This window comes from Streptomyces sp. NPDC053673 (assembly GCF_055585225.1).
The window spans coordinates 135357-158618 of sequence record NZ_JBVJKN010000015.1; the positions used below are offsets into that span (position 1 = coordinate 135357).

Genomic DNA, 23262 nt, shown 5'->3' on the forward strand with positions numbered 1-23262 from the left:
GGACGCCCCCACCGCGGACTCTCGCCGGGCCGGGTGGGCACCCCTAGAGCAGACCCTGCGGCACCTCGCCCTGGGGGGTGAGCTTGTCGACCACCTGCGGAAGGGATGCGGCGATCTTGTCGGCGGCCTGCTCGGGCGAGACGCCCGCCTGTTGGGCCACGCGGTCGAGGACCTGGTACGGCACGGCCTGGGCGAGCTCGGCCCCGCTGACGGGCTGGTTCTCACCCTGAGCGATCCAGGACCGCACCTTCGCGGCCAGACCGCCCTCGTTGAGTTCGTTCACCAGCCCCTGCAGCTGGTTGCCTCCGCCCTGACCGCTGTCACCGACCTCGCTGAAGAGCGAGGCGAGCAGCTTGCCCGCCCCGGCCGATTCGTCGCCGAGCAGTCCGCCGAGCAGACGTTCCAGGTTGTTGGCCGCCATGCCTGTCGCCTTTCCGGAGAGCGTTTCCTGAAACGCCTACCCCCGGCGCCCCGGTCCGGGCCGCCGGGGGGCACCGGTTCACTCGCACGTGACTCAGGTCCCGCCGCCCGGTGTACGGGTCACCGTGCGTCCTCGCGACGTCACCGCACGCGCGAGGGCTACCGCGTCGTGGACGGCCGCCCCGCCGAGGTCGTTGTTGAAGTACGCGAAGACGTCCGCCCGGTCGGGCCATGCGTCGGCGATCCGCCCGGCCCAGCTCGCGAGCGCCTGGCGCCCGTACCGCGGAAATGGCTCGGCCAGGCCCTCATGGAACCGTACGTAGCCCCAGTCGGCCGTCCGCCACAGCGGTGTCACCGGCCGGGAGCCCCTGTCCGCCCAGCACAGCGCGGCGGAGCGGTTCTCCAGGACGTCCCGCACCTCGTCGGTCCACCACGAGTCGTGCCGGGGTTCGACGGCCACGCGGACCCGGCGGGGGAAGCACGCGAGCGCGGCGTCCAGCGCCCCCGGGTCGACGCGGAGGGTGGGCGGCAACTGGAGCAGCACCGGTCCCAGCCGCTCCCCCAGCCCTTCGGCATGGTCCATGAGCCGGTGCACCGGCTCCTCGGGGTCGCGCAGCCGTTTGATGTGGGTGAGGTAACGGCTGGCCTTCACCGCCATGACGAACCCCCGAGGGGTCCGCTCGTGCCAGTCGGCGAAGGTCCTGCGCTCGGGCAGCCGGTAGAAGGCGTTGTTGTTCTCGACGGTCGCGAAGTGCCGCGCGTACTCCTCCAGCCAGAGCCGCTGGGGCCGCTCCTCGGGGTAGAGAACGCCGCGCCAGTCCTTGTACTGCCAACCGGAGGTGCCGATGAGCACGGGCATGCGGTGATCATTCCCCGCGGCCGCCCGACTTCTCCGGAAAGGGCGACCCGGCCCCCGGCCGGAGCAGCCCCGGCGGCTCCTTAGACTTCCCCCTATGCAGAACGAGTCCGTCGTCCAGGTGCGCAGCCTGGTCAAGCGGTACGGAGCCAAGACCGCCGTGGACGGGCTCGACCTCGACGTCCGCGTCGGCACGGTGACGGCCGTCCTCGGCCCCAACGGGGCCGGCAAGACCACCACGGTCGAGACGTGCGAGGGCTATCGCCGCGCCGACTCCGGCAGCGTCCGCGTCCTGGGCCTCGACCCGGTCGCCGACGCCGCGCGGCTGCGGCCCCGGATCGGCGTGATGCTCCAGTCCGGCGGGGTCTACTCCGGTGCCCGCGCCGACGAGATGCTCCGCCACATGGCGAAGCTGCACGCCCACCCGCTCGACGTGGACACCCTGATCGAGCGCCTCGGTCTCGGCTCCTGCGGGCGTACGACGTACCGGCGGCTCTCCGGCGGACAGCAGCAGCGGCTCGCGCTCGCCATGGCCGTGGTCGGCCGGCCCGAGCTGGTCTTCCTGGACGAGCCGACCGCGGGGCTCGACCCGCAGGCCCGCCGCTCCACGTGGGACCTGGTGCGCGAGCTGCGTACGGACGGTGTGACCGTCGTGCTCACCACCCACTTCATGGACGAGGCGGAGGAGCTCTCCGACGAGATCGCGATCATCGACGCGGGCCGGGTCGTCACCCAGGGCAGTCCCGAGCAGCTCTGCCGCGGCGGTGCCGAGAACACTCTGCGCTTCACGGGCCGCCCCGGACTCGACCTCGGCTCCCTGCTGAAGGCGCTGCCGGACGGCACGGCCGCGGCGGAACTGACGCCGGGCGCGTACCGGATCAGCGGCACGGTCGGTCCGCAGCTGCTCGCCACCGTCACCTCCTGGTGCGCGCAGCACGGCGTGATGCCGGACGGCATCTCGGTGGAGCGGCACACGCTGGAGGACGTGTTCTTGGAGCTGACGGGGAAGGAGCTGCGGTCGTGACCGCTGAGGCCACCACCGACGTGACGTCGGGAACGTACGCGCCCAGGCCGGGGGCCGCCCCCGTCGGTCGGATGATCGCGGCGCAGGCGGCGCTCGAGACGAAGATGCTGCTCCGCAACGGTGAGCAGCTGCTGCTGACCGTGATCATCCCCTCGCTGCTGCTCGTCCTCTTCTCGACGGTCGACATCGTGACTGTGCCGGTTTCAACTACGGGGGGCGCGGGGCGTGCCGTGGACTTCGTGACGCCCGGCATCCTCGCGCTGGCCGTGATGTCCACCGCGTTCACCGGGCAGGCGATCGCCACCGGCTTCGAGCGCCGGTACGGAGTGCTGAAGCGGCTCGCCGCCTCGCCACTCCCCCGCTGGGCGCTGATGACGGCCAAGACGCTCTCCGTCCTGGTCACCGAGGTGCTGCAGATCGTCCTGCTGACGCTGATCGCCTTCGCGCTGGGCTGGTCGCCGCAGGGCGACCCCGTCTCCGTGCTCCTGCTGCTGGTCGCGGGCACGGCCGCCTTCTCCGGGCTCGGGCTGCTGATGGCCGGCACGCTGAGGGCGGAGGCGACGCTCGCCGCCGCGAATCTGGTGTTCCTGCTGCTGCTGGTGGGCGGCGGGGTGATCGTCCCGTTGGACAAGTTCCCGGACGCGGCGCAGTCGGTCCTCGGCCTGCTGCCGATCTCTGCGCTCTCGGACGGGCTGCGGGACGTGCTCCAGCACGGGGCGGGGATGCCCTGGGGGAATCTCGGGATCCTCGCGGTGTGGGCGGCTGCCGGGCTGGGTGCGGCCGCGAAGTTCTTCCGCTGGGAGTGAGCCGCGGGCTGCGGTGAACCGGCGGCAGGCCGGCACACCGCCACGTGCGTGTCGGGCGCACCGTGCACCGTCCGCGTGCGGCCCACCGCACCGTGCACCGTCCGCGTGCGGCCCACCGCACCGTGCACCGTCCGCGTGCGGCCCACCGCACCGTGCACCGACCGCGCGTGCCGGGGTGAGATGCGGCACGTCGCCGGGGTCGTGCTCGACCGAGCGACGGGATCTTCCGCCGCCGTGCCGCCGCCGGCCTCGGGGCGGCGCAGCGGCTATGGGGCCGCCCCGAACAGGGAGAACGCCGCACGGGTCCGCCGACCGGCGCAGCAGGGGCTCCGACGTCCGTAGCCGTGGCGGTCTGTCCGGACATGCCCACCCACGTGAATCCGTGCACAAGCGGGCCCCCTACGATGGTCGCCGTGCAGACCCCCCTCGCCTACATCGCCCAGCGCTGGACCCCGTCCCCCCGGACCGTCCGGCGCGCCGCGCTCGTCGCCGTCGTGATGAGCGTGGTCATCATCGTCACCGGCGGCGCGGTCCGGCTGACCGGCTCCGGTCTCGGCTGCGACACCTGGCCCAAGTGCACGGACGACAGCCTCTTCGCGACGCCCGCGCAGGGTTTCCACGGTGCGATCGAGTTCGGCAACCGCATGCTGACGTACGTCCTGTGCGCGGCGGTCGGCTGGGCGATCATCGCGGCGCGTTCCACCAAGCCGTGGCGGCGCGGGCTCACCCGGCTCGGCTGGGCGCAGTTCTGGATCGTGATGAGCAACGCCGTCCTCGGCGGGATCACCGTGTGGGCGGGCCTCAACCCGTGGACGGTGGCCGGTCACTTCCTCGCCGCCAACGCGCTGCTGACGGTGGCCACGATCACCTGGATCCGCGCCGGCGAGGGCGACAGCGAGGTGCGGCCGCGGGTCCCCCGCCCGGTGCGGAAGCTCTCGTGGGTGCTGCTGGCAGCCTCCGCGCTGCTGATCGCCGTGGGTACGGCCGTGACGGGCTCCGGCAAGCACGCGGGCGACAGCAGCGATGTGCCGCGGATGCCGTTCGACTGGGTGGACGCCGCGCACGTGCACGCCGCACTGGCCTGGCTGGTGTGCGCGCTCGCCGTGGCGATGTGGCTGGTGCTGCGTGTGGTGGACGCTCCCGACGACACCCGCGCCCGTGCGCGTGACCTGCTGATCGTGGTGCTCGCGCAGGGCGGGATCGGCTACGTGCAGTTCTTCACCGACGTGCCCGAGGTGCTGGTCGGGGCCCATATGCTCGGCTCGTCGCTGATGTGGATCGCGGTGCTGAAGCTGGCCCTGTGCCTGCGGGAGCGGCCGCTCGCCGCACCGGGCCGCCCCAGGCAGGCCGACCAGGAGCTCTCGACGGCCTCGGCGGCCTGATCCACCGGACAGGCGCAGGGCCCGGGCGGGACCGCTCTCGCCTCACCCGTCGAGTGCCTGCACGCCTCACCCGGCGAGTCCGTAGACCCGGCGTGCGTTGCCCGCCGCGATCATCTCGGCGACCCGCTGGGCGTCCGTTCGGCACCAGGCGCCTTCGGCCACCCAGCCGCTGAGCACCCTCCCCAGCGCCTCCCGGAAGATCCGGGCGCCGACCACGTGCAGCTCGGGCAGTCCGCGCGCCCCGCTGGAGAACAGCAGCTTCCCGAACGGTGCGAGCTCGAGGATCTCCGCGAGGACGGACGCGGCCCCGGCCCCGGTGTGGGCGAGGGCGGGTCCGACGTCGGCGTACACATGAGGGAACACGCTCGCCAGATGCGCGGCGTGCCGGTGGTACGGGTAGCCGTGCAGCAGGACGAGATCGGTGCCGAGGCCCGCGGTGGCCGCCGCGAAGCCGTCGAGCAGCAGCGGGTCGTCGGCCCCGACGTGCAGTTGCAGCGGCCGTCCCGATGCCACGGCGATCCAGAGCAGATGGCGCACGAGTACGGGGTCGGTGAGCCGGCCGCCGACCTGGCGTGCTGCCAGCCAGCGCCCCGTCGCGCCCCGCACCTCGCCCGGGCCCGGTGGCTCGGGGGCGAGGGCGAGCCCGCGCCGCACACCGGCGACGGACGTGAAGGCGACGGCCGATCCGGCGGCGCCGTGCACGGCCTCGGCGAGGTTGGCGAGAAAGCCGTCGACGGTGCCCGAGGTGTCGGCGACCTGCTCGGCGAGCAGCTCCAGCCGGACGATCTCATGGGCGTCGGCCGCGCCCGCGGCGGCGATCTCGGGGACTCCGGTGAGGTCTCCGGGCAGCCCGGTCTCCACCAGATAGGCGGAGATTCCGGTGGCCCGCAGCAGCCGCCTCCCGGATTCCAGGACGCCCAGCTCCCGGCGGCGGGCGAGATAGCGCGCGGGCGGGCAGTGCGGTTCGAGACCGAGCAGCGGTGGGCACCAGCGGCGTACGGCGAAGCCGGTCTGGGTGTCGAAGAAGGTGGTGCCGGGCGCGGGCGGCCCGGCGGTCCTGCCCAGGTGGGCCTCGAAGGTGCCGAGGCCCAGCTCCGTGCGGAGGACGCCGTGGCAGTACTGATCCACCAAGGACGGCGTATCGATCATCCGGGGGCTCCCAGCGATGGACGTGCTTCCACACGTCCTAACGGGTGGGCCCCGCGCGAGGTGTTGCCCGATCGGGCGGGCCGGTCGCCTCAGCCGTTCGAGGGACCGCCGACCTGGATGCCCGCCATGCGGGTCCACTCGTACGGGCCGGTGCGGACCTTCAGTGCGAACTCGCCGTCGAACGACTCGTGCAGCGTGATCCCGGACTTCTCGGCGGCGCTGACCGCGATGGCGTGGGTGGGCGCGACGAGGTCGCCCCAGCCGCCGTCCTCACCGACGAGCACGATGCGGGTGCCCATCTGACCGATGTAGGCGAGCTGGCCCTCGGCGCCGCCGTGCGCCTTGGCGAACGCGCCGATCTGCTTGGCGAGCTTCGCCGCCTTGCGCTCGGCGCGGGCGTCGTGCTGGGGCTTGGTCTCGTCGACCTGCTGGGTGTCTGCCATGAACAGGATGCTACTCGCGGGTAGATCGACTGGCGACAGCCGGGCCGCGTGGCCTGGGCCACGCGGTGCCGGACCGCGGGTCCGACAGGATCCGCCGGACAGGCCCCGGGGCCCGATCCACCGGACGGGCTTCAGCGCAGGAACGGGTCCACGGCCACCGCGACGAAGAGCAGTGAGACGTACGTGATGGACCAGTGGAAGAGCCGCATCTCCTTGAGCTTGCCGCCCGTCACGCCCGCCTTCGCGCGGCTCTGCAGCGCGTGCGCCTCCCAGAGCCACCAGCCGCCCGTCACCAGTGCCACCGCGGTGTAGAACCAGCCGGTGTAACCGAGCGGGGTCAGCAGCAGCGAGACGACGACCATCACCCAGCTGTAGACGACGATCTGGCGGGCGACGACCCGGTTCGAGGCGATCACCGGGAGCATGGGCACGCCGACGCGCGCGTAGTCCTCCTTCACCTTCATCGACAGCGGCCAGTAGTGCGGCGGCGTCCAGAAGAAGATGACGAGGAACAGGATGACGGCGGCCCAGGACATCGAGTTGGTGACGGCGGACCAGCCGATGAGCACCGGCATGCAGCCGGCGATCCCGCCCCACACGATGTTCTGCGCGGTGCGCCGCTTCAGCAGCATCGTGTAGACGATGACGTAGAAGAGGAGCGCGCCGAGCGCGAGGGCGGCGGAGAGCCAGTTGACGAGCAGTCCGAACCAGAGCGTGGAGACCACGGCCAGGGTGAGGCCGAAGACCAGGCCCTCACGCGGCGAGACCATGCCGGTGACCAGCGGACGCTGTGAGGTGCGGTCCATCAGGGCGTCGATGTCGCGGTCGATGTACATGTTGAGCGCGTTGGCGCCGCCCGCGGACAGGTAACCGCCGATGCACGTGGCGACGACCAGCCAGAGGTCCGGCACGCCCTGTGCCGCCAGGAACATCACGGGTACCGTGGTGATCAGCAGCAGTTCAATGATCCGCGGCTTCGTCAGCGCCACGAATGCCTTGACGCGGGCCCCGAACGGACGATGGCCCCCCGGGCTGGGAGTCAAGACGACCCCTGAGGGTCGGGACTCGACGGCCGTCACGCACACCCCTGACAGAGAATTCCCAGCAAGCCCCTGGGGGTGCCTCCCATGCCCGAAGGGCTATGGGGGAGTGAATCCCGGTGAAGACTTGCGCGTACCACGCCACTCTAGACGTTGCCCCCACGCCGATCTTCGCGGGGGTGGGGTCGTGTTGAGCAGTGCCGGAGCGCCGTGCGTAATCACCGTCGGGATCGCAGACAAGAGGCGAAGTCGAGCCCGTGCCCGCAGGCTGGTTGATGTGTCCGACTGAAGAGACGTGCACTCGAAAGGACGCGCGTTGCTGCGAGGGTAGGCTCGACAGCGCCCGGTACACCCCTCGTCACCGGGACCATGAACATGTGGAGAGGAGCCCTGACCCAGGGTGAGCACCAAGCCGACCACCACAGACCTCCAGTGGACCGCATTGGACCAGCGGGCCGTGGACACCGTCCGCGTCCTTGCCGCTGACGCCGTACAGAAGGTCGGCAACGGCCATCCGGGAACGGCCATGAGCCTGGCCCCCGCGGCGTACGTCCTCTTCCAGAAGCTGATGCGCCACGACCCCTCCGACGCGGACTGGACCGGCCGTGACCGGTTCGTGCTCTCCGCGGGTCACTCCAGCCTGACCCTCTACATCCAGCTCTACCTCGCCGGGTACGGCCTGGGTCTGGATGACCTCAAGGCCTTCCGCACCTGGGGATCCAAGACCCCGGGCCACCCGGAGTACGGCCACACGGTCGGCGTCGAGACGACGACCGGACCGCTCGGCCAGGGTGTGGCCAACGCCGTGGGCATGGCCATGGCCGCCCGCTACGAGCGCGGTCTGTTCGACCCGGACGCCGCGCCCGGCACCTCCCCGTTCGACCACACCATCTGGGCGATCGCCGGTGACGGCTGCCTCCAGGAGGGCATCTCCCACGAGGCGTCCGCGCTGGCCGGCCACCAGAAGCTCGGCAACCTGGTGCTGCTGTGGGACGACAACCACATCTCGATCGAGGGCGACACCGAGACCGCCGTCTCCGAGGACACGCTCAAGCGGTACGAGGCCTACGGCTGGCACGTCCAGCGCGTGCAGCAGCTGCCGAACGGCGACCTGGACCCGGCCGGTCTGTACGCGGCGCTGAAGGCCGCCCAGGAGGAGACCGAGCGCCCCTCCTTCATCGCCGCCCGCTCGATCATCGCCTGGCCCGCCCCCAACGCGCAGAACACCGAGGCCTCGCACGGCTCGGCGCTCGGCGACGAGGAGGTCGCGGCCACCAAGCGCGTCCTGGGCTTCGACCCGGAGAAGACCTTCGAGGTCACCGACGAGGTCCTCGCGCACACCCGCCAGGCCCTCGACCGCGGCCGTGACGCCCGGAGCGAGTGGGACAAGAGCTTCGCCGAGTGGCGTGCGGCCAACCCGGAGCGCGCCGCCGAGTTCGACCGGATCCGCTCGACCGAGCTTCCGACCGGCTGGGAGGAGAAGCTCCCGGTGTTCGAGGCGGGCCATGGTGTCGCCACCCGCGCCGCCTCCGGCAAGGTGCTTCAGGCGCTGGGCGCGATCATCCCCGAGCTGTGGGGCGGCTCCGCCGACCTCGCCGGTTCGAACAACACGACGATCGACAAGGCGTCGTCGTTCCTGCCCAAGGGCAACCCGCTGCCGGAGGCCGACCCGTACGGCCGGACGATCCACTTCGGTATCCGTGAGCACGCGATGGCCGCGGTGATGAACGGCATCGCGCTGCACGGCAACACCCGTATCTACGGAGGCACGTTCCTCGTGTTCTCCGACTACATGCGCAACGCGGTGCGGCTGTCCGCGCTCATGCACCTGCCGGTGACGTACGTGTGGACGCACGACTCGATCGGTCTCGGCGAGGACGGCCCGACCCACCAGCCGGTGGAGCACCTGGCCTCGCTGCGTGCGATCCCGGGCCTGAACATCGTGCGCCCGGCCGACGCCAACGAGACCGCGATCGCGTGGGCGGAGATCCTCAAGCGCTACACGAAGAAGTTCGGTGTGGGCGCCCCGCACGGTCTGGCGCTGACCCGCCAGGGCGTGCCGACGTACGAGCCCAACGAGGACGCGGCCAAGGGCGGTTACGTCCTGTTCGAGGCCGAAGGGCCCGAGGGGCAGAGCGCCGCGCCCCAGGCCGTGCTGATCGGCACGGGCTCCGAGGTGCACCTGGCCGTGGAGGCGCGCGAGCAGTTGCAGGCCGCGGGCATCCCGACGCGCGTCGTCTCGATGCCGTCCGTCGAGTGGTTCGAGGAACAGGACCAGGCGTACAAGGACAGCGTCCTGCCGCCGTCGGTCAAGGCGCGTGTCGCGGTCGAGGCCGGTGTCGGTCTGACCTGGTACCGCTACGTCGGTGACGCCGGCCGGATCGTGTCGCTGGAGCACTTCGGCGCGTCCGCCGACGGCAAGGAGCTCTTCCGCGAGTTCGGCTTCACCGCAGAGGCCGTGGCTGCCGCCGCCCGGGCTGTGCTGGATTCACTGAATGAGATCGACGCCGCCGCGCGCTGACGCCGGTATACGACTAGTAGGAGATGCAACTCTCATGACAGACGCACTCAAGCGCCTCTCCGACGAAGGCGTGGCGATCTGGCTCGACGACCTGTCGCGCAAGCGGATCACGTCCGGCAACCTCGCCGAGCTGATCGACCAGCAGCACGTCGTGGGCGTCACCACCAACCCGTCGATCTTCCAGAAGGCCATCTCGTCCGGCGACGGTTACGAGCAGCAGCTCGCCGATCTCGCCGCCCGCAAGGTGACCGTCGAGGAAGCCCTCCGCATGATCACGACGGCGGATGTGCGGGACGCCGCGGACGTGCTGCGTCCGGTCTTCGACACCACCGGCGGCCAGGACGGCCGGGTCTCGATCGAGGTCGATCCCCGTCTCGCGCACAACACGGCGGCGACGATCGCCGAGGCCAAGCAGCTGGCGTGGCTGGTGGACCGGCCGAACACGTTCATCAAGATCCCGGCGACCAAGGCGGGCCTGCCGGCGATCACCGAGGTCATCGGCCTCGGTATCAGCGTCAATGTCACGCTGATCTTCTCGTTGGAGCGCTACCGCGAGGTCATGGACGCCTACCTGGCCGGCCTGGAGAAGGCGAAGGCCGCCGGCCTGGACCTGTCGAAGATCCGTTCGGTGGCGTCGTTCTTCGTGTCGCGGGTCGACACCGAGATCGACAAGCGGCTGGACGCGCTGGGCACGGACGAGGCGAAGGAGCTGCGTGGCAAGGCGGCGCTCGCCAACGCCCGCCTCGCCTACCAGGCGTTCGAGGAGGTGTTCGGCTCTGCCGACAAATCGACACCGCCCTCGGACCGCTGGGCCGCGCTGGACAAGGCACAGGCCAACAAGCAGCGTCCGCTGTGGGCCTCGACCGGCGTCAAGGACCCGGCGTTCAAGGACACGCTGTACGTGGACGAGCTGGTCGCCCCGGGCACGGTGAACACCATGCCGGAGGCCACGCTCGATGCCACCGCCGACCACGGCCGGATCACGGGTGACACGGTGCGCGGTACGTACGAGCAGGCGCGCGCCGAACTCGACGCGGTCGAGAAGCTCGGGATCTCCTACGACGACGTGGTGCAGCTGCTGGAAGACGAGGGCGTCGAGAAGTTCGAGGCGTCCTGGAACGACCTGCTCAAGTCGACGGAGGCGGAGCTCGAGCGCCTCGCTCCTTCGGAAGGCTGAAACACCTTGACTCCCGCACACGGAGCTAACCCGCTTCGTGACGCCGCGGACCGACGGCTCCCGCGTATCGCGGGGCCGTCGGGCCTGGTGATCTTTGGCGTCACCGGCGATTTGTCCCGCAAGAAGCTGATGCCTGCCGTTTACGACCTCGCCAACCGCGGGCTGCTGCCGCCGGGCTTCTCGCTCGTCGGCTTCGCCCGCCGCGAGTGGCAGGACGAGGACTTCGCACACGAAGTCCATGAAGCCGTCAAGCAGCACGCCCGTACCCCCTTCCGCGAGGAGGTCTGGCAGCAGCTCATCCAGGGGATGCGCTTCGTCCAGGGCGACTTCGACGACGACAACGCGTTCGAGACCCTCAAGAAGACCATGGAGGAGCTCGACCGGGCGCAGGGCACCGGCGGCAACTTCGCCTTCTATCTGTCCGTGCCGCCGAAGTTCTTCCCCGTCGTCGTGCAGCAGTTGAAGAAGCACGGACTGGCGGAGCAGAAGAACGGCTCCTGGCGGCGCGCGGTCATCGAGAAACCGTTCGGTCATGACCTGGCCTCCGCCGAGGAACTCAACCGGATAGTTCACGAGGTCTTCGCGTCCGACCAGGTCTTCCGGATCGACCACTATCTGGGCAAGGAGACCGTCCAGAACATTCTGGCGCTGCGCTTCGCCAACACCCTCTTCGAACCGATCTGGAACCGGTCGTACGTCGACCATGTCCAGATCACCATGGCCGAGGACATCGGCATCGGTGGCCGGGCCGGCTACTACGACGGCATCGGCGCCGCCCGTGACGTCATCCAGAACCACCTGCTCCAGCTCCTCGCCCTGACCGCGATGGAGGAGCCCGCGTCCTTCGACGCGGACGCCCTCGCAGCGGAGAAGACCAAGGTGCTGGGCGCGGTCAAGCTGCCCAAGGACCTGGCGTCGAGCACGGTTCGCGCGCAGTACGCCGAGGGCTGGCAGGGCGGCGAGAGGGCCGTCGGCTATCTCCAGGAAGACGGCATCGACCCCAAGTCGAAGACCGACACGTACGCGGCCATCAAGGTGGAGATCGACAACCGCCGCTGGGCGGGGGTGCCGTTCTATCTGCGTACCGGCAAGCGGCTGGGCCGCCGCGTCACCGAGATCGCGGTCGTGTTCCAGCGCGCCCCGCACTCGCCCTTCGACCACACGGCCACCGAGGAGCTGGGGCAGAACGCTCTGGTGATCCGGGTCCAGCCGGACGAGGGTGTCACGCTGCGGTTCGGCTCGAAGGTGCCGGGCACCTCGATGGAGGTCCGGGACGTCTCGATGGACTTCGCGTACGGCGAGTCCTTCACGGAGTCCAGCCCCGAGGCGTACGAGCGGCTGCTCCTTGACGTACTGCTCGGTGACGCGAACCTCTTCCCGAGGGTCGAGGAGGTCGAGCTGTCCTGGAAGATCCTCGATCCGATCGAGCAGTTCTGGGACAAGCACGGCAAGCCCGCGCAGTACCCGGCCGGGACCTGGGGTCCGGTCGAGGCGGACGAAATGCTCGCACGAGACGGACGGAGCTGGCGTCGGCCATGAAGATCGACCTTACGGACACCACCTCCAGCAAGATCAACAAGGCGCTGGTGCAGGGCCGCCGGGCGGTCGGCACGCCGGCTGTCGGCATGGTCCTCACGCTCGTCATCGTCACGGACGAGGAGGGCGCGTACGACGCGCTGAAGGCGTCGAACGAGGCCTCCCGCGAGCACCCTTCGCGCAAGCTCGTCGTCATCAAGCGGGTCTCACGCTCGCCGCGCGACCGAGCGAAGGCTCGGATCGACGCCGAGGTGCGGGTCGGTGCGGACGCCGGTACCGGCGAGACGGTCGTGCTGCGGCTGTACGGCGAGGTCATCGACCACGCCCAGTCCGTGGTCCTGCCGCTGCTGCTGCCGGACGCTCCGGTCGTGGTGTGGTGGCCGGTGGCCGCGCCGATCGACCCGGCGTCCGACCCGCTGGGCGCGCTGGCGCAGCGCCGGGTGACCGACACGTACGCCTGCGAGCAGCCGATCCACGAGCTGACGGCCCGCGCCGATACCTACACCCCGGGTGACACGGATCTGGCCTGGACCAGGATCACGCCGTGGCGCTCGATGCTGGCGGCGGCCCTGGACCAGGTGACGTGCGAGGTCACGGCGGCCGAGGTGGAGGGCGAGGAGTTCAACCCGAGCTGCGAACTGCTCGGGATGTGGCTCGCGGACCGGCTGAAGGTGCCGGTCAAGCGCTTGGTGTCGCCGGGGCCGGGACTCACGGCCGTACGGCTGGCGACGAGCTGCGGCCCGATCGTGCTGGACCGGGCGGACGGGTCGCTGGCGACGCTGTCCATCGAGGGCCAGCCGGACCGCGCGGTGGCGCTGAAGCGGCGTGACACGGCGGAGCTGATCGCGGAGGAGCTGCGCCGGCTGGACCCGGACGACACGTACGCGTCGGCGCTGCGGTTCGGGGTCGACCGGCTGAACGACGAGTCGGCGGAGAGGGCGACCGACGTCGCCGGTGCGGCCGAGCCGGCCGAACCGAAAAGGACCGCTGCGAAGACCTCGACCAAGGCTCCGGCGAAGAAGGCGGCCGCGAAGTGAGTGCCCCTCAACTCGTCGTTCACCGTGACAAGGAGCTGATGGCCCAGGCCGCGGCGGCCCGGCTGATCACGAAGATCGTGGACGCCCAGGCCGCGCGCGGCTCCGCGTCGGTGGTCCTCACCGGCGGGCGCAACGGCAACGGTCTGCTGGCCGCGCTCGCCGCCGCGCCCGCGCGGGACGCGATCGACTGGCCGCGGCTCGATCTGTGGTGGGGTGACGAGCGGTTCCTGCCCGAGGGCGACCCGGAGCGCAATGTCACCCAGGCCCGGGCGGCTCTGCTGGACTCGGTGCCGCTGAACCCGTCCCGGGTGCACGCGATGCCCGCGTCCGACGGGCCGCACGGCAAGGACGCGGACGCGGCCGCGGCTGCGTACGCGGAGGAACTGGCCGCCGCGGCCGGTCCCGAGGACCATGGCGACGTGCCCACGTTCGACGTGCTGATGCTGGGCGTGGGCCCGGACACGCATGTCGCGTCCCTGTTCCCGGAGCTTCCGGGGGTCCGCGAGACCGAGCGCACGGTCGTCGGTGTGCATGGTGCGCCGAAGCCGCCGCCGACGCGCATCTCCCTCACACTCCCCGCGATCCGCGCGGCGCGTGAGGTGTGGCTGCTGGCGGCGGGCGAGGACAAGGCGAACGCGGCGGCGATCGCCCTGTCGGGCGCCGGGGAGATCCAGGCCCCGGCCGCGGGCGCGTACGGCAGGTCGCGGACGCTGTGGCTGCTCGACTCGGCGGCGGCGTCGCAGCTTCCGCGGAGCCTCTATCCGCCCGCGTCGCCCTGACTGGGCCCTGTCCGTGCGATCTTGTCGGGCCCGCGGCGCCGGCTACGGCACCTCGCTGCGTTGTCGGAGTCGCCCAAGTACGTCCAGTACGAGGGCGATCTCCCCCAGCTACCGCTGGGAGGTGCCGCCACCGCCTTGCGATGCGTCCCCTCAGCCCTCCGGGCCTGGGGAGACCCCATGCATCCGACGCCGCGGCCTGGTCCTCGAAGATCGCCCGGACAGGCCCTAGTCGTCGGCTCCGTCGTACGAAGGCCCGGTTCGCCTCCTTGGCGAACCGGGCCTTCGGTGTCGGGGGATCGTCAGCGGATCAGAGGATGACCTGGTCCGGGCGGGCCTCCAGGCGTGCGATGGCCTTGCGGGCGGCGGCGACGAAGGCGTCGAAGACGGCATTGGTGTGGGTCGGCCGTCCGAGCCGGGTGAAGTAGCCCGTGTCGAACATGCTCTGGCGCAGCTCGGTGGTCATCTCCAGCTGGGCACCCTTGCCGAGCAGGGTCTTGTTGCAGATGTTGGCCGGGTCCTCGCCCGCGAGAGCGGGAACCGTCGAGCCGTCGATGGTCTGGAACCCGGCGGCCTGGAACTCCTCGTGCAGATACGTCTTGAAGTGGGTGTTGAGGCCGCCGACGACGACCGCCTCGGGCACTCCCGCGGACGCACCGGCCTGGGCCGCCGTACAGCCGTGCAGGCTCAGCACATTGAGGCTGCCCGCGGCCAAGGACAGGGCGGACCGGTCGTCGTTGTTCGTCGAGGTGACGTGCAGCTCGCTGTTGTTGGACGCGCGCACACCCTCGAACATCCAGTAGTCGTGGACCGGGCCGCCCGCCGGCTGCACGGCGAGCGTGGCCGGGTGGTAGCCCGCTATCGCCAGGCACAGCTCGGACGTACCCCCCTCGATGCCACCGCCGTGGAGGGCCATGATCGTGGTCCGGTTGAACGGGTATCTCAGGCTGTCGCTGTTGTCGAACAGCTCATGGCGCTTGTAGCGCCGGGCGAAGTCCGTGCCCTCCTTGCCGGCGAGCTTCGTGTAGAGGTCGGTGTTCGACGCGTAGAGGTCGGCGGCGTACGCGGGGGCGGCGGCAAAGGTGTTGAGTACGGAGGCGCTGAGTGCGGCGCCGGCGAGGCCGGCCAGTACGGTGCGGCGGTTGGCATAAGGCATGCATGTCATGATCGCGGTGAGTCGAGGCACCGATTTCCGCTCCGGGAGTGGGATGCCTCACACCGTGCGTTCCGGTCGCTCCAGGAACGGCTCCAGCAGGCCCGGGACTGCGCGGGAGGCGAAGTCGAGGACCTCGTGCTCGTCGGCGTCGTACGCCGAGTACGCCCCGTCGCCCGCCGCCGTGGTCGCGGTCAGGGTGAGGACTCCGGCACGGCGCTGGAACCAGGACTGTTTGAGCGTCCAGCCGATGACCGCGCCGCGTTGCAGCGCGACCGTCCCACGCCGGACGGTCCCGGAGCGGGCGAGCAGATAGTCGCCGTCGACGGCGTGGCCCAGACTGCGGTACGCGTCCAGTGCGAGGAGCACCGCGAGCGGCAGGAACACCACCGCGCACGCGGCCGCGACGTACCACAGCACGTCCGTGAGCAGCAGGCCCAGGAGCGTGAGCACGAGGAGCGGGACGAGTGCTGCGGTGAGCGCCCAGCGCAGCCTGCGGGCACGTGCCGCGCGCGGATGAGCGGTGAGCGCGACGCTCGTCGGCGGGCCGGACTCGCGCAGCACCAGCGCCGTCACATCGTCGGCGACGGAGCGTGGCGCGGGCGGCAGAAGCGTCTTGTGGTCGGCGTGCTGGTCGTCCTGCTCCTGGACGAGCCCCGTCGCGACCGCGTCCACCCGTGCCGCGCCGAGCATCCTTACACCGAGGGGCTCGACGAGCTCCACTCCGCGCAGCCGTCGCTCCTCGATGGAGAGCGAGCGGGCGGTGAACAGTCCGCGGCGGACCCGCAGGGTGCCGCCCGGCTCCCGTTCCAGCCGGTAGTTGAACCACATCTCGATCCAGAGCCCGAGCGCGCCGACGACTCCTGCGACCAGGGCCCCGAGGGCCAGCACGACGACGGTCCAGACGACCGGGGTGCCCCGGAACTGCTCGCCGATCCAGTCGATGACCTCACTCTGCACGCCGAACCATTCGCTGACCTGCATCACCGCACCGGCGGCCGCTCCGCCGAGCAGCGGGGCGACGAACGACACCGGTGCGTACCGGATCCAGCGGGGATCGAGGGTGGCCAGCTCGCCCTCCCGGTGGGTGCCAGGGGCGGCGACGGCGGCGCGGGCCAGCAGCTCACGGCGCAGCCGTTCGCCCTCCGGCCTGGTGACCGGATCGAGTTCCAGGGTGGACTCCCCACCGCCGGTGTGCTCGCCGGTGCCGATCCGTACCTTGACGAGACCGAGCAGTCGCTGCAGCGGATTGGCCGTCAGATCGACGCTGCGGATGCGCTCGCGGGCCAGCGAGCGGCGCTTTATCAGCAGCAGACCGGTGTGGAGTTCGGCGCGCTCGGGCCCGATGCGGTACCGCGTGCGCCGCCACCGTACATAGTCCGCGGCCGAGCCGCCCGCGACGAGGACGGCGGCGCCTGCCAGCACCCAGCCGAGGGCCTGCCACCACGGTATGCCGCGCGCGAGGCCGAACAGGACCGGCAGCCCGGCGCCACCCGCGACTCCGGTCAGGACCACGGCCGTGACGAGGACGGTACGCCGGTCGAGCCGCAGCCAGCCGTCGCTCATGTGGCGTCCCCGGGCGTGGCCTGGGTGATCCGGGTCAGCTGCTCGGCCCGCTCCGCCGCCAGCTCGTGGTCCAGCCCCTCGATCCTGATCGCGCCCTTGGAGGAGGCGGTGGTGACGGTGACGGTGGCGAGCCGGAAGGCCTGCTCCAAGGGGCCTCGCACGGTGTCCACGGTCTGGATCCGGGACATGGGGGCGATCCGCCACTCCTGCCAGAGGGCGCCGGTCCGGACGTACACCGCTTCGTCCGTGACCTCCCAGCGGTGCACCCGGTACCACCAGGAGGGGAAGAAGACCGTGCCTGCCAGCCCGAGGACCGCCGCGACACCGGCTGCCACCAGCAGCCAGGTCCTGGCGGGCGCGATGAACGCCCCCAGCAGGCCGAGTACCGTCACCGGTACGACGGTCGTCAGCAGGCACTGCACCCGCCACCAGCCGACGGCCCGTTCGTTCAGTGCGTTGTCCGGCGGCCGCAGCCGCACGGTCTCCTCCCCCGTCATCGGATCAGCGGCCGCGCAGTGAGCGGTACGTGGCCACCAGCGCGGCGGTCGAACTGTCGAGGTCCTCGCCGCCGCGTCCCTCGGTGAGGACGGGCTCGATCCGCTTGGCCAGCACCTTGCCGAGCTCGACGCCCCACTGGTCGAAGGAGTCGATGTTCCAGACGGCTCCCTGGACGAACACCTTGTGTTCGTAGAGTGCGATGAGCTGGCCGAGGACGGACGGGGTCAGCTCGTTCGCCAGGATCGTGGTCGTCGGGTGGTTGCCGGCGAACGTCTTGTGCGGCACCAGCTCCTCCGCGACGCCCTCCGCCCGTACCTCGTCGGGGGTCTTGCCGAAGGCCAGCGCCTGCGTCTGGGCGAAGAAGTTGGCCATCAGCAGGTCGTGCTGGGCGACCAGTCCCGGCAGCAGGTCCGGGACGGGCTGAGCGAAGCCGATGAAGTCGGCCGGGATGAGCTTCGTCCCCTGGTGGATCAACTGGTAGTACGCGTGCTGCCCGTTGGTGCCGGGCGTGCCCCAGACGACGGGTCCGGTCTGCCAGTCGACGCGGTTGCCGTCACGGTCGACGGACTTGCCGTTGGACTCCATGTCCAGCTGCTGCAGGTACGCGGTGAACTTGCTCAGGTAGTGCGAGTACGGCAGCACCGCGTGCGACTGGGCGTCGAAGAACCCGCCGTACCAGACGCCCAGCAGGCCGAGCAGCAGTGGCGCGTTCTCCTCCGGCGGTGCGGTGCGGAAGTGCTCGTCGACGAGGTGGAATCCGCCGAGCATCTCGCGGAAGCGGTCCGGGCCGATGGCGATCATCAGCGAGAGCCCGATGGCCGAGTCGTACGAGTAGCGCCCGCCCACCCAGTCCCAGAACTCGAACATGTTCGCCGTGTCGATGCCGAACTCGTCGACCTTCTCGGCGTTCGTCGACAGGGCCACGAAGTGCTTGGCGACGGCGTCCTGGCCGGCCTTCAGCTCGGTGAGCAGCCAGTCGCGGGCGGACGTCGCGTTGGTGATGGTCTCGATCGTGGTGAACGTCTTGGACGCGATGATGAACAGCGTCTCGGCGGCGTCGAGGTCGCGCACCGCCTCGTGCAGATCGGCCCCGTCCACGTTCGAGACGAAGCGGAACGTCAGATCCCGTGCGGTGTAGGAGCGCAGCACCTCGTACGCCATCGCCGGGCCGAGGTCGGAGCCGCCGATGCCGATGTTGACGACGTTCTTGATGGGCTTTCCGGTGTGGCCGGTCCAGCTGCCCGAGCGGATCCGCTCGGAGAACGCGCTCATCTTGTCGAGCACGGCGTGCACCCCGGGCACCACGTCCTCACCGTCGACCTCGATGACGGCGTCACGGGGCGCGCGCAGCGCCGTGTGCAGCACGGCGCGCTGCTCGGTGATGTTGATCTTCTCGCCGCGGAACATGGCGTCCCGCAGCCCCGTGACATCGGTGGCCGCGGCCAGCTCGCGCAACAGCGCCAGCGTCTCGTCGGTCACCAGGTGCTTGGAGTAGTCGAGGTGGAGGTCGCCGACCTGGAGGGTGTACCGGCTGCCCCGGTCGGCGTCGGCGGCGAACAGCTCCCGCAGATGTGTGTCGGCCAGCTGCTCACGGTGCTTGCCGAGAGCGGCCCACTCGGGCATCCGGTTGAGCCGGGTACGTCCCACCCGTCGCCCACCACCGCCCTTGTTCGAAGCGCTTCGCGCGTACCCCTCATTCGCGTTCATTCTGGACATCAGCCCACTTCTTCTCGTACCTGCCTGCGTGCCCCGCTGCAGCACCAACCTAATTGATCTGAGGGGACGGCGACGCGACGGCGAGGCTGAACAGGCCGGCAGACAACGCATCGGGCCCGGCCCACGCGGGAATCGGTCGATTCCTGCGTGGGCCGGGCCCGATGCGTTGTCTGCTGCTGAGCGTCAGCCGCTCAGATCTCGCCCCGGAGCTTGGCCAGCGCCTCGGCGAGGATCGCCTCCCCGTCCGCGTCGCTGCGCCGCTCGCGTACGTACGCCAGATGCGTCTTGTACGGCTCGGTGCGCGGCGGGTCCGGCGGATTCTCCCGGTCCTGACCGGCCGGGAACCCGCACCGCGGGCAGTCCCAGTGCTCCGGAACCTGTGCGTCACTGGCGAAGCTCGGCTGCGTCTCGTGCCCGTTCGAGCACCAGAAGGAGATGCGGAGACGCGGTGCGGACTCGCCCCGCTCGGCCTCCCCCATCGGCCCCGCTCCGACCCGGCTTCCCCGGATCGCGTTGCCACTTGCCACGGTCGTAACTCCCTGCGTGATGGTGCTCGAAGATGCCCCAGTCTACGTAAGGCCCAACGCGCGTCCAGTGATTGGAGTTACACCCCCACCCCTGGGACGCCTTCGGTGGGTCAGCTTCCCAGCTTCATCAGCAGACCAAGTACGACAATGCACGCGAACCACAGCAGACCGATCACGACGGTGATGCGGTCGAGGTTGCGCTCGGCGACCGAGGAGCCGCCGACGGACGACTGCATGCCGCCACCGAACATGTCGGAGAGGCCGCCGCCCTTCCCCTTGTGCATCAGCACCAGCAGCATCAGCAGCAGGCTGAAGACGATCAGGGCGATCGAGAACCCCATAATCACGGCTGGACCAACTTCCTCGGACGGGATGAGACTGAACAACTGATCAAACTGAACAACTGCTCAAGGAGACGGGGGCCGGGCCCGAAAGCCTCGGCCCCCGCAAGGGTACGACGGATCGCCTCTACGGCCTACTCACTGGTCGCGGAACCGGACGATCCTGACGAACTCGTCCGAGTCCAGCGCGGCCCCGCCGACCAGTGCACCATCCACATCGGGCTGCGCCATGATCGCCGCGACGTTCCCGGCCTTCACCGAGCCGCCGTACTGGATCCGCACCTTGTCGGCCAGTTCCTGCGAGTACAGCTCGGCGAGCCGGCCGCGGATCGCCCCGCAGACCTCCTGGGCGTCCTCGGGGGTGGCGACCTCGCCCGTGCCGATGGCCCAGACCGGCTCGTACGCGATCACGATGGACTCGGCCTGCTCGGCCGGGATGTCCTTCAGACCGCCGTCGATCTGGTTCAGCGTGTACTGGACCTGCTGGCCGGCCTTGCGGATGTCCAGGCCCTCGCCGACGCAGAGGATCGGGGTCAGGCCGTGCTTGTAGGCGGCCTTCACCTTGGCGTTGCACAGCTCGTCGGACTCGCCGTGGTACTGGCGTCGCTCGGAATGACCGACCGCGACGTAGGTGCACTTCAGCTTGGCGAGCATGAGGCCCGAGATCTCACCGGTGTACGCACCGGAGTCGTGCGCCGAGATGTCCTGGGCACCGTACTTGATCTTGAGCTTGTCCCCGTCCACCAGGGTCTGCACCGAGCGCAGGTCGGTGAACGGGGGCAGGACGGCGACCTCGACGGCGTCGTAGTCCTTGTCCGCCAGGGCGAACGCGAGCTTCTGGACGTGGGCGATGGCCTCGAGGTGGTTGAGGTTCATCTTCCAGTTGCCCGCCATGAGCGGGGTACGCGTACTCATGAAAAGTCAGTCCTCCAGTGCGGCGAGGCCGGGGAGCGTCTTGCCCTCGAGGTATTCGAGGCTCGCGCCACCGCCGGTCGAAATGTGGCCGAATGCGTTCTCGTCGAAACCGAGCGTGCGGACGGCGGCGGCCGAGTCGCCACCGCCGACGACGGTGAAGGCCGAGCTGTCGACGAGCGCCTGGGAGATCGCGCGGGTGCCGCCCGCGTAGTCGGGGTGCTCGAAGACGCCCAGCGGGCCGTTCCAGAAGACGGTCTCGGCGTCGGCGATCTTGGACGCGTACAGCTCGCGGGTCTTCGGGCCGATGTCCAGGCCCTCCTTGTCGGAGGGGATCTTGTCGGCGTCGACCACGGTGAACTCGGCCGGGGCCTTCGTCTTCAGGTCGGGGAACTCGGCCGAGGCCAGGATGTCGACCGGCAGCACGAGCTCGACGCCGTGCTTCTCGGCGCGCTCCATGTACTCGGTCACCGTCGGGATCTGGTCCTCCTGGAGGAGGGAGATGCCGACCTCGTGGCCCTTGGCCTTGAGGAAGGTGTACGCCATGCCGCCGCCGATCAGGAGGCGGTCGGCCTTGCCGAGCAGCTCGTCGATGACGGCGAGCTTGTCGGAGACCTTGGCGCCGCCGAGGACGACGACGTACGGCCGCTTGACGTCCTCGGTGAGCTTCTTCAGTACGCCGACCTCGGTGGCGATGAGGTAGCCGGCGGCGTGCGGCAGCCGGGCCGGGAGGTCGTACACCGAGGCGTGCTTGCGGTGGACGGCTCCGAAGCCGTCGCCGACGTACAGATCGGCGAGGGCGGCGAGCTGGTCGGCGAAGGCGCCGCGCTCGGCGTCGTCCTTGGACGTCTCACCGGCGTTGAAACGGAGGTTCTCGATCACGGCGACCCGGCCGTCGGCGAGACCGTCGACGGTGGCGCGGGCCGACTCACCGACCGTGTCGGTCGCGAACGCGACATCGGCACCGAGCAGTTCGCCGAGGCGCGCGGCGGCCGGCGCGAGCGTGAAGGCCGGGTCCGGGGCGCCCTTCGGGCGGCCCAGGTGGGAGGCGACGACGACCCGGGCGCCCGCGTCGGCGAGCGCCTTCACGGTCGGCAGTACGGCCCGGATACGACCGTCGTCGGTGATGGTGGTGCCCTCCAGCGGCACGTTGAGGTCGGCGCGGACGAAGACCCGCTTGCCGGTGACGCCTTCGGCGAGAAGTTCGTCGATCGTCTTCATGTGTGATGGCTCCTAGGGGAGATCGAGGACAAGCGACAGGGCTCGTACAGCGCTTCCTTGCGCTGCCCGAGCCCTGTGGCTCACATCGAGGTGTTGCTACCGGCCGCTGATCAGAGCTGGTTGCCGACGAAGACGGTCAGGTCCACCAGACGGTTGGAGTAGCCCCACTCGTTGTCGTACCAGCCGACGACCTTGACCTGCTTGCCCTGGACCATGGTCAGGGAGGAGTCGAAGGTGCAGGAGGCCGGCCAGTTCACGATGTCCGAGGAGACGATCGGGTCCTCGGTGTACTCCAGGATGCCCTGGAGCTGGCCCTCGGCGGCCTTCTGGAAGGCGGTGTTGATCTCGTCCTTGGTGACCTCGCGGTCGAGCTCCAGGACCAGGTCGGTGACGGAGCCGGTCGGGACCGGGACGCGCATGGCGATGCCGTCCAGCTTGCCCTTGAGCTGCGGGAGGACCAGCGCGGTGGCCTTGGCGGCACCGGTCGAGGTCGGGATGATGTTCTCCGCGGCGGCGCGGGCGCGGCGCAGGTCGGAGTGCGGGAAGTCCAGGATGCGCTGGTCGTTGGTGTACGCGTGGACCGTGGTCATCATGCCCTTGACGATCCCGAAGTTCTCGTCCAGGACCTTGGCCATCGGCGCCACACAGTTGGTGGTGCAGGAGGCGTTGGAGATGACGTGGTGGTTGGCCGGGTCGTACTTGTCCTGGTTGACACCCATCACGATGGTGATGTCCTCGTCCTTGGCCGGAGCCGAGATGAGGACCTTCTTGGCGCCGCCGGCGATGTGCTTCTCGGCGTCGGCCTTCTTCGTGAAGATGCCGGTCGACTCGATGACGATGTCGACGCCCAGCTCGCCCCACGGGATGTCGGCGGGGTTGCGCTCGGAGAGCACCTTGATGGTGTGGCCGTCGACCGTGATGGTGTCGGCGGTGTGGCTGACGTCCGCCTTGAGGCGGCCCAGGATGGTGTCGTACTTCAGCAGGTGAGCAGTGGTCGCGGTGTCACCCAGGTCGTTGACAGCCACGATCTCGATGTCAGCACCCTGCTCCAGCAGCGCGCGGAAGTAGTTACGACCGATGCGGCCAAAGCCGTTGATGCCTACGCGGATCGTCACGAAACCGATCTCCTCGTTGGTACGCCGGGTTTCGACGCCGGCGAGC

The 23262-nt window shown here is 70.2% G+C and carries 22 protein-coding genes; 8 read left to right on the top strand and 14 right to left on the bottom strand.

The window, feature by feature from the left end; all coding sequences use genetic code 11:
• Positions 1-43 precede the first annotated feature (43 nt).
• Both ACZ6ZQ_RS22195 and ACZ6ZQ_RS22200 read right to left on the bottom strand, forming a co-directional pair.
• A complete protein-coding gene (locus ACZ6ZQ_RS22195) occupies positions 44-421 on the bottom strand; it encodes a YidB family protein (RefSeq protein WP_469770223.1) in 378 nt (125 codons plus the stop codon).
• Positions 422-514: 93 nt separating this feature from the next.
• Complete coding sequence (locus tag ACZ6ZQ_RS22200; protein ID WP_469770224.1) at positions 515-1279, bottom strand: DUF72 domain-containing protein; 765 nt, start codon at positions 1277-1279, stop codon at positions 515-517.
• Between the two features lie 94 nt (positions 1280-1373).
• On the opposite strand from ACZ6ZQ_RS22200, the gene ACZ6ZQ_RS22205 reads away from it, so the two are divergent.
• The 3 genes from ACZ6ZQ_RS22205 to ACZ6ZQ_RS22215 all read left to right on the top strand — a co-directional run bounded on the left by ACZ6ZQ_RS22205 (position 1374) and on the right by ACZ6ZQ_RS22215 (position 4488).
• Positions 1374-2300: an ABC transporter ATP-binding protein gene (locus ACZ6ZQ_RS22205; RefSeq protein ID WP_469770225.1), complete on the top strand. Its 927-nt coding sequence runs from the start codon at positions 1374-1376 to the stop codon at positions 2298-2300.
• A gap of 71 nt (positions 2301-2371) precedes the next feature.
• Positions 2372-3106 (top strand): ABC transporter permease, encoded by a 735-nt coding sequence (locus tag ACZ6ZQ_RS22210; protein WP_469770276.1) that lies wholly within the window; start codon positions 2372-2374, stop codon positions 3104-3106.
• A 404-nt stretch (positions 3107-3510) separates the two neighbouring features.
• Positions 3511-4488, top strand: a complete 978-nt coding sequence (locus ACZ6ZQ_RS22215) for a COX15/CtaA family protein (protein WP_469770226.1) — start codon at positions 3511-3513, stop codon at positions 4486-4488.
• A gap of 66 nt (positions 4489-4554) precedes the next feature.
• On the opposite strand, the gene ACZ6ZQ_RS22220 is transcribed toward ACZ6ZQ_RS22215, so the two are convergent.
• From ACZ6ZQ_RS22220 to ACZ6ZQ_RS22230, 3 genes are all read right to left on the bottom strand, one after another.
• Positions 4555-5637 carry an amidohydrolase family protein gene (locus ACZ6ZQ_RS22220; protein WP_469770227.1) on the bottom strand — a complete coding sequence of 361 codons (1083 nt, stop codon included), beginning with the start codon at positions 5635-5637 and terminating at the stop codon, positions 4555-4557.
• A gap of 89 nt (positions 5638-5726) precedes the next feature.
• On the bottom strand, positions 5727-6080 hold the full coding sequence (locus tag ACZ6ZQ_RS22225) for a hypothetical protein (RefSeq protein WP_469770228.1): 354 nt from the start codon (positions 6078-6080) through the stop codon (positions 5727-5729).
• Positions 6081-6211: 131 nt separating this feature from the next.
• A complete protein-coding gene (locus tag ACZ6ZQ_RS22230) occupies positions 6212-7159 on the bottom strand; it encodes a heme o synthase (protein ID WP_469770229.1) in 948 nt (315 codons plus the stop codon).
• 361 nt (positions 7160-7520) lie between these two features.
• Here ACZ6ZQ_RS22230 and tkt point away from each other — a divergent pair, with 361 nt between their 5' ends.
• From tkt to pgl, 5 genes are read left to right on the top strand one after another with little or no spacing between them, the layout of a single operon-like run.
• Positions 7521-9641: a transketolase gene (tkt, locus tag ACZ6ZQ_RS22235; RefSeq protein WP_469770230.1), complete on the top strand. Its 2121-nt coding sequence runs from the start codon at positions 7521-7523 to the stop codon at positions 9639-9641.
• Positions 9642-9675: 34 nt separating this feature from the next.
• Entirely contained in the window at positions 9676-10818 is a 1143-nt protein-coding gene (gene tal, locus ACZ6ZQ_RS22240) for a transaldolase (protein WP_469770231.1), read from the top strand.
• Positions 10819-10824: 6 nt separating this feature from the next.
• Positions 10825-12357 carry a glucose-6-phosphate dehydrogenase gene (gene zwf, locus ACZ6ZQ_RS22245; RefSeq protein ID WP_469770232.1) on the top strand — a complete coding sequence of 511 codons (1533 nt, stop codon included), beginning with the start codon at positions 10825-10827 and terminating at the stop codon, positions 12355-12357.
• Positions 12354-13391, top strand: coding sequence for a glucose-6-phosphate dehydrogenase assembly protein OpcA (gene opcA / locus ACZ6ZQ_RS22250; RefSeq protein WP_469770233.1), 1038 nt, complete (start codon positions 12354-12356; stop codon positions 13389-13391). Before zwf ends, opcA begins: the two co-directional genes overlap by 4 nt.
• On the top strand, positions 13388-14170 hold the full coding sequence (pgl, locus tag ACZ6ZQ_RS22255) for a 6-phosphogluconolactonase (protein ID WP_469770234.1): 783 nt from the start codon (positions 13388-13390) through the stop codon (positions 14168-14170). The genes opcA and pgl overlap by 4 nt, the downstream gene beginning before the upstream one ends.
• A gap of 307 nt (positions 14171-14477) precedes the next feature.
• On the opposite strand, the gene ACZ6ZQ_RS22260 is transcribed toward pgl, so the two are convergent.
• The 9 genes from ACZ6ZQ_RS22260 to gap form a co-directional block, all read right to left on the bottom strand.
• Positions 14478-15323 (bottom strand): poly-gamma-glutamate hydrolase family protein, encoded by an 846-nt coding sequence (locus tag ACZ6ZQ_RS22260; RefSeq protein ID WP_469770235.1) that lies wholly within the window; start codon positions 15321-15323, stop codon positions 14478-14480.
• Positions 15324-15380: 57 nt separating this feature from the next.
• A complete protein-coding gene (locus tag ACZ6ZQ_RS22265) occupies positions 15381-16886 on the bottom strand; it encodes a PH domain-containing protein (protein ID WP_469770236.1) in 1506 nt (501 codons plus the stop codon).
• Positions 16883-17383, bottom strand: coding sequence for a PH domain-containing protein (locus ACZ6ZQ_RS22270; RefSeq protein ID WP_469770237.1), 501 nt, complete (start codon positions 17381-17383; stop codon positions 16883-16885). Before ACZ6ZQ_RS22270 ends, ACZ6ZQ_RS22265 begins: the two co-directional genes overlap by 4 nt.
• A gap of 4 nt (positions 17384-17387) precedes the next feature.
• On the bottom strand, positions 17388-19007 hold the full coding sequence (gene pgi, locus ACZ6ZQ_RS22275) for a glucose-6-phosphate isomerase (protein ID WP_469770277.1): 1620 nt from the start codon (positions 19005-19007) through the stop codon (positions 17388-17390).
• 284 nt (positions 19008-19291) lie between these two features.
• Positions 19292-19627, bottom strand: coding sequence for an RNA polymerase-binding protein RbpA (locus ACZ6ZQ_RS22280; protein WP_453669133.1), 336 nt, complete (start codon positions 19625-19627; stop codon positions 19292-19294).
• A gap of 110 nt (positions 19628-19737) precedes the next feature.
• Complete coding sequence (secG, locus tag ACZ6ZQ_RS22285; protein WP_469770238.1) at positions 19738-19974, bottom strand: preprotein translocase subunit SecG; 237 nt, start codon at positions 19972-19974, stop codon at positions 19738-19740.
• A gap of 132 nt (positions 19975-20106) precedes the next feature.
• Positions 20107-20883, bottom strand: coding sequence for a triose-phosphate isomerase (gene tpiA, locus ACZ6ZQ_RS22290; protein WP_469770239.1), 777 nt, complete (start codon positions 20881-20883; stop codon positions 20107-20109).
• Positions 20884-20889: 6 nt separating this feature from the next.
• Complete coding sequence (locus ACZ6ZQ_RS22295; protein ID WP_469770240.1) at positions 20890-22101, bottom strand: phosphoglycerate kinase; 1212 nt, start codon at positions 22099-22101, stop codon at positions 20890-20892.
• A gap of 110 nt (positions 22102-22211) precedes the next feature.
• Positions 22212-23216 carry a type I glyceraldehyde-3-phosphate dehydrogenase gene (gene gap, locus ACZ6ZQ_RS22300; protein ID WP_469770241.1) on the bottom strand — a complete coding sequence of 335 codons (1005 nt, stop codon included), beginning with the start codon at positions 23214-23216 and terminating at the stop codon, positions 22212-22214.
• Positions 23217-23262: the final 46 nt, after the last annotated feature.

Coding starts and splice junctions, on each gene's coding strand:
- ACZ6ZQ_RS22260 (WP_469770235.1), bottom strand. CDS start 15,323: ATGCCTTATGCCAACCGCCGCACCGTACTGGCCGGCCTCGCCGGCGCC.
- opcA (WP_469770233.1), top strand. CDS start 12,354: ATGAAGATCGACCTTACGGACACCACCTCCAGCAAGATCAACAAGGCG.
- ACZ6ZQ_RS22215 (WP_469770226.1), top strand. CDS start 3,511: ATGGTCGCCGTGCAGACCCCCCTCGCCTACATCGCCCAGCGCTGGACC.
- ACZ6ZQ_RS22265 (WP_469770236.1), bottom strand. CDS start 16,886: ATGAGCGACGGCTGGCTGCGGCTCGACCGGCGTACCGTCCTCGTCACG.
- tpiA (WP_469770239.1), bottom strand. CDS start 20,883: ATGAGTACGCGTACCCCGCTCATGGCGGGCAACTGGAAGATGAACCTC.
- tal (WP_469770231.1), top strand. CDS start 9,676: ATGACAGACGCACTCAAGCGCCTCTCCGACGAAGGCGTGGCGATCTGG.
- ACZ6ZQ_RS22225 (WP_469770228.1), bottom strand. CDS start 6,080: ATGGCAGACACCCAGCAGGTCGACGAGACCAAGCCCCAGCACGACGCC.
- ACZ6ZQ_RS22195 (WP_469770223.1), bottom strand. CDS start 421: ATGGCGGCCAACAACCTGGAACGTCTGCTCGGCGGACTGCTCGGCGAC.
- ACZ6ZQ_RS22270 (WP_469770237.1), bottom strand. CDS start 17,383: ATGACGGGGGAGGAGACCGTGCGGCTGCGGCCGCCGGACAACGCACTG.
- ACZ6ZQ_RS22200 (WP_469770224.1), bottom strand. CDS start 1,279: ATGCCCGTGCTCATCGGCACCTCCGGTTGGCAGTACAAGGACTGGCGC.
- ACZ6ZQ_RS22295 (WP_469770240.1), bottom strand. CDS start 22,101: ATGAAGACGATCGACGAACTTCTCGCCGAAGGCGTCACCGGCAAGCGG.
- pgi (WP_469770277.1), bottom strand. CDS start 19,007: ATGCCCGAGTGGGCCGCTCTCGGCAAGCACCGTGAGCAGCTGGCCGAC.
- ACZ6ZQ_RS22220 (WP_469770227.1), bottom strand. CDS start 5,637: ATGATCGATACGCCGTCCTTGGTGGATCAGTACTGCCACGGCGTCCTC.
- ACZ6ZQ_RS22205 (WP_469770225.1), top strand. CDS start 1,374: ATGCAGAACGAGTCCGTCGTCCAGGTGCGCAGCCTGGTCAAGCGGTAC.
- ACZ6ZQ_RS22210 (WP_469770276.1), top strand. CDS start 2,372: ATGATCGCGGCGCAGGCGGCGCTCGAGACGAAGATGCTGCTCCGCAAC.